Source organism: Candidatus Aminicenantes bacterium (assembly GCA_011049425.1).
GTDB lineage: Bacteria > Acidobacteriota > Aminicenantia > UBA2199 > UBA2199 > UBA876.
Genome location: DSBM01000069.1, coordinates 23,519 through 30,216 on the forward strand (window position 1 = coordinate 23,519; position 6,698 = coordinate 30,216).

Below are 6,698 nucleotides of genomic sequence, written 5' to 3' on the forward strand. Positions count from 1 at the left end.
GCGAGGGGCAAAGAAGGTGACCCGCCTTCGCCAAGGCTTCGGAGGGTAAGCAGGTGTCAGGACACATTCAGTCGGAAGCTTCAAGTCGAAAGTGGAAAGTAAGAGCAAAGCTGGCGAGAATCAGGAAGGGGTGAAGCATGCGAAGGAAATTGATCAAATGATTCAACCTGAACGAGTCCAGGTTTTGCGTGATGTTCCCGCGCGCAAAGGCCGCTACGTGCTGTACTGGATGCAGCAATCTCAGCGGGCACATTGGAACCATGCCCTGGAATACGCGATACGCAAGGCCAATGATGCAAACCTGCCGGTCCTGGTTGGCTTTGGCCTGGATGAAACGTTTCCAGAAGCCAACCTGCGCCACTTTACCTTCATGCTGGAAGGATTAAGTGAAACCGCGAACGATTTGCGCGCCCGCGGAATCGGTTTCATCCTGCGCCGCGGCAACCCCGGCCGGACGGCACTGGACCTTTCACGGGACGCCGCCCTGCTGGTCAGTGACCACGGTTACCTGCGGCATCAACGCGACTGGCGCGAAACCGTGGCCAAGCAAGCCCCCTGCCGGGTGGTCCAGGTAGAGAGCGATGCCGTGGTCCCGGTTGAAACCGCTTCCGGGAAAGCTGAAATCGGCGCCCGTACCCAGAGGCCACGCATCCACAAGCACTTGGACGACTTCTTGGTCCCCTTGAGTGAGAGCGTCCCGAAAGTCGCGTTCAAAATAAAGCTGGATAAAGGTCTGGACATCCGGAATACGGTTGGATTGCTGCAAAGTTTGAAGGTGGATTCCCTTGTGGGCGCAGTCGGCGAGCATTTCCCCGGCGGACGCTCCCAAGGCCTGAAACGGTTTCGGAAGTTCCTGAGTACCGAATTGGCCGACTACGCTGAAAACAGCCGGCGCCCGGAAAGAGATGCCACTTCGAAAATGAGTCCCTGGCTGCACTTCGGCCAGGTCTCGTCCCTGGAAATGGCCCTCCAGGTCCGAGAATTCCCCGAAACGATCGCTGAGCCCTTTCTGGAACAATTGGTGGTGCGCCGTGAACTGGCGGTCAACTTTACCTTCTTTAATCCGGAATACGACACCTATGCGTGTATCCCGGCCTGGGCACGCCAAAGCCTGGTAACCCGCAGCCGTGATTCAGAAGGAAATCATTACTCCATGCAACAACTGCAAGCAGCGGAAACCAGTGATCCTTATTGGAACGCGGCCATGCAGGAAATGCTCTTTACCGGCTTCATGCACACCTACATGCGCATGTACTGGGGCAAGAAGATCCTGGAGTGGACACGCGATCCCGAGGAAGCCTTCCACCGCATCCGCGAGTTGAACAACCGTTTTTTTCTGGACGGCCGCGACCCCAACTCTTTTGCCGGAGTGGCCTGGATCTTCGGCATGCACGACCGCGCCTGGCCGCCCCGCCCGGGATTCGGCAAGGTCCGCAGCATGACCGCCTCAGGCTTAGAGCGAAAGTGCGATATCGCTGCTTATGTCAGCCGTGTGAACGAATTGGAGTCGAAGAGTTGAAGAGGTAGGGGCGGTTCGCGAACCGCCCCTTGCCTGCCACTTGCCATTTTCTCCTCAGCATCTCAACTGCTTTCCCTCTCCAACTTTCCAACTCTTCAACTTTTCAACTCTGATTATCCAAAAATCCGTATTTACACGTTTACAAGCACCGTCCCCAGGGTTGCCACATTGACTTATTTCAGCGGTGTGGGCAAAATAAGAGAGAAACTGCATGAAGCATAAAACGGGATATGCCATTTTGGCCTGGTTTCTGCTTTTGGGAGCCGGTTTGTGGCTGATCCACGCATTTTTGCATTGGCGGTTTTTTTACGGCGGAAAGTTCTGGGATGTGCTGTTGTTCTCGGTGCCCGCGCATGACATGGTTGTGCGCCTGATCCTGGTCCTGGTGGCCCTGGCCATGGGCTGGGCATTTGCCATTATCCAGAGCCGTTACCGCCGCATGGTGGATGACCTGCAGCGCTCGGAAAAGATGTTTCGCGGGGTGTTTGACAACAGCCCCAGCGGCATGGCCCTCGTAGACACAAAAACCCAGCGTTTTTTGCGTGTCAACTCCAGGATGGAGGCCATCCTTGGCTATTCCAGCGACGAACTGACGCGCATGACCGTCATGGATGTGACTCACCCAGAGGACTGGAAAGAAGAGGCGTCCCACATCCGTGAGCACCTGGAGAAGGTTTCCGGCCGCTACGAATTCCAGAAGCGCTATATCCGCAAAGACGGCAGGGAGCGATGGGTCCAGGTGACGGGTGAGATAATTGGTCCCATTCAGCCTGGAGGACCCCGCACAGCCCTGGTCCTGGTGGCGGATGTTACCGAAAACCTGAAGGTTCTGGAACGCCTGAAGCTGAGTGAACGCCGTTTTCGCAGCATGGCTGAGACTGTTCCCCTGGGGATTCAGGAGATTGACCGACAGGGACGCATCGAATGGGTCAACCCCGCTTATTGCCGCATGTTCCAATGCACACCCGAAGAAGCGGTGGGAACGTTTATCTGGGATCATCTGCCCGATCCGGAGCCATTGCGCCAATTGTATGCCCTGCTTATGAAAGATGCACCAATACCAATGGAGTGGATCGGGCAGAACGTGGTGGGGGAGTCGACGGTCATTGATGTACGTGTCTACTGGGATTATCGTCGCGATGAAGATTATCGTGTGACCGGAGCCGTGGCCGTGATTGCGGATGTAACCGCTGAGAAACGCACGGACTTTCATTTGCGCCAGGCACGGCGCATGGAAGCGGTGGGTCGCCTGGCCGGGGGTGTGGCTCATGACCTGAACAACCTGTTGACACCAATCCTGGGTTACAGCGGATTGATGCGGGACCATTGCGACGAAAAAGTCAAACATCAGGAGGCGGTGGAAGCAATTTACCAGGCGGGCATTCGCGCCCGGGACCTGGTGCGGCGACTTCTGGCTTTCGGACGACGCCAGGCCATGGAGTTTACGGTCCACGACCTCAACGATGTGGTTCGCGGCATGGAAAACCTGCTGCGCCGCATCATCCGCGAAAATGTCGCGATTCGATTCCCTCTTTCAGACAAACCGCTGACGATCAACGCGGATTGCGTTCAGTTGGAGCAGGTTCTCACCAATCTGGCGATCAATGCCCAGGATGCCATGCCCGAGGGCGGAGAACTGACCATTGAAACCAGGCGCATGATTCTGGATGAATGTTATATCAGCAGCCATCAAGTAGTGAAAGCTGGACCCTACGCCCTCATGGCCGTGACGGATACGGGATGTGGCATGGATGAAGAGACCCGGGAACGGGTGTTTGATCCCTTTTTCACCACCAAGACGAACGGCGCGGGCACGGGTCTGGGTCTGGCAACCATCTACGGTGTGGTGAAACAGCACGGAGGGTACATCTGGGTTTACAGTGAGCCGGGCCGGGGCAGCACCTTCAAACTCTATTTCCCCCTGAAAGAGGATGTCTCTCCCGCCATGACGGCAGAGAAAAAACGGAGTACCCACAAGCAGTTTTCCGGCAATGAACAGGTCCTGGTGGTGGAAGATGACCCCATGGTACGCCGCCTGGCGGCCGGCATGCTGCGCCAACTGGGCTACCGGGTGACCAGCTCCGGGTCCGGCAAAGACTGCCTGGATAAGTGTGAAAAGATCGATTGCAGCCCCGACCTGTTGCTCACCGACGTGGTGATGCCGGGAATGACCGGGCGCGAGTTGTTCAACGCATTAAAGCAGCGATTTCCCGATTTGAAAGTGGTTTACATGTCCGGGTATACAGACAACGTGATCGTCCACCAGGGCATTCTCGATACGGGCACCGTGTTGCTGCAAAAGCCGTTTTCCATCTATGACCTGGCCGAACGCATCCGAACCGCCCTGGACAAAAAAGCAACCCCGGGTAACCAGTGAAAAGTCGATAGTAATAGCACGCCGGCAGGGGGTGAGAAAAAGAGAACAGATCGGAATAATGAATAAAGAATAAAAAACCCAAGTGATTTGCGCCTTTTATTCCTTCTTCCTTGTTCAGAGCCTGAAGGCAAGTGGCAAGAGACAATTGGCGAAGGTTCTGTGGCTTTTTTTTGGAACATTTGAATTTCGGTCATTTGAATTTGTTTCGGATTTAGAATTTGGGATTTCGGATTTTAATAATGGTATCAAGTGAAAGGTGAAAGGTGTACGGGCGGTTCGCGAACCGCCCCTTTCCAACTCTCCAACTCTTCAACTTTGATTATCCAAAAATCCGTATTTACATACTTACAAGCACCGTCCCCAGCTCGACAAGCACCGTCCCCAGCTCGATGTTGCAATTCGGCAACGTTGATGGTAAATTAAAGCGTGAGTCCGCCAAAAGGAAAGGTTCCGTCCAGTGTTGCTGAACCGCCCGCTGCGTTTTACCGTGCCATACTGGAAAGCATTTCCGACGGTGTGTTTACCGTGGACAGAAAATGGCGCATCACCTGGTTCAACGCCGCCGCCGAACGGATCACCGGCATCCCGCGCCTGGAGGCCACAGGGCGTTTCTGTCACGAAGTGTTTCGTTCCAGCTTGTGTGAAGATTACTGCGCCCTCAGGGAAACCCTGGAAACCGGAAATCCAGTTGTCCAACGCTCCGGATTCATTGTCAACGCCGACGGCCGCCGCATCCCCGTAACTGTGACCACCGCAGTGTTGCGAGACCGCAATGGGCGCGTGCGGGGGGGCGCGGAAACATTCCGTGACCTCAGTGAACTGGATGGATTGCGCCGCCAGCTGGAGAACCATTTCCGCTTTGGCGACATGATCGGGCGCTCCAACGCCATGCGCAAGGTCATGGAAATCTTACCGGCGGTGGCGGATTCCGTCTCAACCGTGCTCATCCTGGGCGAAACCGGAAGCGGCAAGGAGGTAGCGGCCCGCGCCATTCACAACCTGGGCCCGCGCAAGAACGGACCCTTCGTGGCCCTGAATTGCGCGGCATTACCGGATACCTTGCTGGAGGCGGAACTGTTCGGCTACCGTGCCGGCGCGTTTACCGGAGCCGCGAGGGATCGTACGGGAAGGATCGCTGTGGCTGAGAAGGGAACCCTGTTCCTGGATGAAATCGGGGATCTGTCGGCCGGTGTGCAGGTCAAACTGCTGCGCCTGTTGCAGGACCACACCTATGAGCCCCTGGGAGACCACCGCACCCGCAAAGCCGATGTGCGCATCATCGCGGCCACCCACCGCGACCTGGAAAACGCGGTCGAGGAAGGCCGCTTTCGCAGCGACCTCTACTATCGTATTCACGTGGTTCCCATCCACATTCCGCCCCTGAGGGAACGGCGGGAAGACATCCCCCTGCTGGCGGAGTGGTTCGTGCGCCGCTTCAATCACATGCAGGGCCGCCACATCCAGGGAGTGCATCCCGATGCCATGGTCTTGCTGATGGGATACCATTGGCCGGGAAACGTGCGCGAACTGGAAAACGCGATTGAGCGCGCGTATGTCTTGTGCCGGCAGGGGATGATCCTCTCTGAACACCTGCCTGCAGAAATCCGTTCCAGAGATCCGGTAGCCGTCGGTTCGGGACAAACCATCATCCATACCCGGCGCAGCGTGGAAGCCGCTACCATACGTACCAGTTTGGAAAAGCATAACTGGAACCGTGGCGCCGCCGCTGCTGAATTGGGCATTCACCGCTCCACCTTGTTTCGCAAGATGCGCGCCCTGGGAATCCGGGATGAGAAAGAAAGGATTCCCAAATGATGCAAAGCGGCAACAGGTGCGCCAAAGTTGTGTTGCATGTATGCAACATTAAATGCTTTGTGCAAGTTGATGAGAATTTGCTGAAATGTAGAAATATCGGGAAATAAGATCAAAATTTGGCATGAAAATGGATCCTGGCATGACAAATGCTTCTATCCAGTGTCTGCGAGCCGGGCGGCAAAAGCCGCCCGCCGCCGACCAAAAAGGAACGCCGCATGAACCTGGCAGTTAGTGTTTGGCAGGGACGCGTCGCGCCCCTGTTTGATGTCAGCCGCTGCTTCCTCCTGGCAAAGGTGGAAAGTGGGCGGGTGATGTCAAACCGGGAAGTGCTTCTGGAAGAGGTTGACCCGTGGGAACGGGTTCCCCGCCTGAGGGCGCTGGGCGTTACCACGCTGATCTGCGGAGCCGTGTCCAGGCAGTTACAGCACCAGGCCGCGGCGGCCGGGATCCACGTGATCCCCTTTGTCGCCGGCGGCGTAGAAGGCGTTGTCGACGCCTGGCTGCAAGGACGCCTGGAACGGGATGATTTCCGCATGCCCGGATGCGGCATGCGCCGCCGCCAGCGCGGCGGGCGGGGGAGGTGGCGTTCCTGAATTTTAGAAAAGGAGGTTGACAATGCCAGGAGGAGACAGAACAGGACCGAATGGAATGGGACCGATGAGCGGTCGTGGAGCCGGATTCTGCGGCGGATGGAACCGCCCGGGCTGGTCCAATCGCTTTGGCGGTTGGGGTGGTGGATTTTTCGGTGGTCGCCGCGGCGGCGGATTTGGTTTCCGCAACCGCGGTTGGGGTTACGGGTACGGACCCGCTTATATGCCCCAGGATTTGCCCCCGGCGCCATCCACAGCCGATGAAAAGCAATGGCTGCAGGAGCGCACGAGCCAGTTGGAATCTGAACTGGATTCGCTGCGCCGGCGCGTGGCCGCCATGGACGCAGACCAGAAGGAAACGGAATAGGCGGCGGAGGGTTCATCCCTCCGCCACCAA

The 6,698-nt window shown here is 56.9% G+C and carries 5 protein-coding genes; all 5 read left to right on the forward strand.

Features of this window, described 5'->3' with window-relative positions:
* Positions 1 to 157: 157 nt before the first annotated feature.
* Positions 158 to 1,519, forward strand: a complete 1,362-nt coding sequence (locus ENN40_04955) for a deoxyribodipyrimidine photolyase (protein HDP94694.1) — start codon at positions 158 to 160, stop codon at positions 1,517 to 1,519.
* Positions 1,520 to 1,730: 211 nt separating this feature from the next.
* Complete coding sequence (locus ENN40_04960; GenBank protein HDP94695.1) at positions 1,731 to 3,896, forward strand: PAS domain S-box protein; 2,166 nt, start codon at positions 1,731 to 1,733, stop codon at positions 3,894 to 3,896.
* 426 nt (positions 3,897 to 4,322) lie between these two features.
* Positions 4,323 to 5,711, forward strand: a complete 1,389-nt coding sequence (locus ENN40_04965) for a PAS domain S-box protein (GenBank protein ID HDP94696.1) — start codon at positions 4,323 to 4,325, stop codon at positions 5,709 to 5,711.
* A gap of 146 nt (positions 5,712 to 5,857) precedes the next feature.
* Positions 5,858 to 6,304 carry a dinitrogenase iron-molybdenum cofactor biosynthesis protein gene (locus tag ENN40_04970; protein ID HDP94697.1) on the forward strand — a complete coding sequence of 149 codons (447 nt, stop codon included), beginning with the start codon at positions 5,858 to 5,860 and terminating at the stop codon, positions 6,302 to 6,304.
* Between the two features lie 64 nt (positions 6,305 to 6,368).
* A complete protein-coding gene (locus ENN40_04975) occupies positions 6,369 to 6,668 on the forward strand; it encodes a hypothetical protein (GenBank protein HDP94698.1) in 300 nt (99 codons plus the stop codon).
* Positions 6,669 to 6,698: the final 30 nt, after the last annotated feature.

Coding starts and splice junctions, on each gene's coding strand:
- ENN40_04955 (HDP94694.1), top strand. CDS start 158: ATGATTCAACCTGAACGAGTCCAGGTTTTGCGTGATGTTCCCGCGCGC.
- ENN40_04960 (HDP94695.1), top strand. CDS start 1,731: ATGAAGCATAAAACGGGATATGCCATTTTGGCCTGGTTTCTGCTTTTG.
- ENN40_04970 (HDP94697.1), top strand. CDS start 5,858: ATGCTTCTATCCAGTGTCTGCGAGCCGGGCGGCAAAAGCCGCCCGCCG.
- ENN40_04975 (HDP94698.1), top strand. CDS start 6,369: ATGAGCGGTCGTGGAGCCGGATTCTGCGGCGGATGGAACCGCCCGGGC.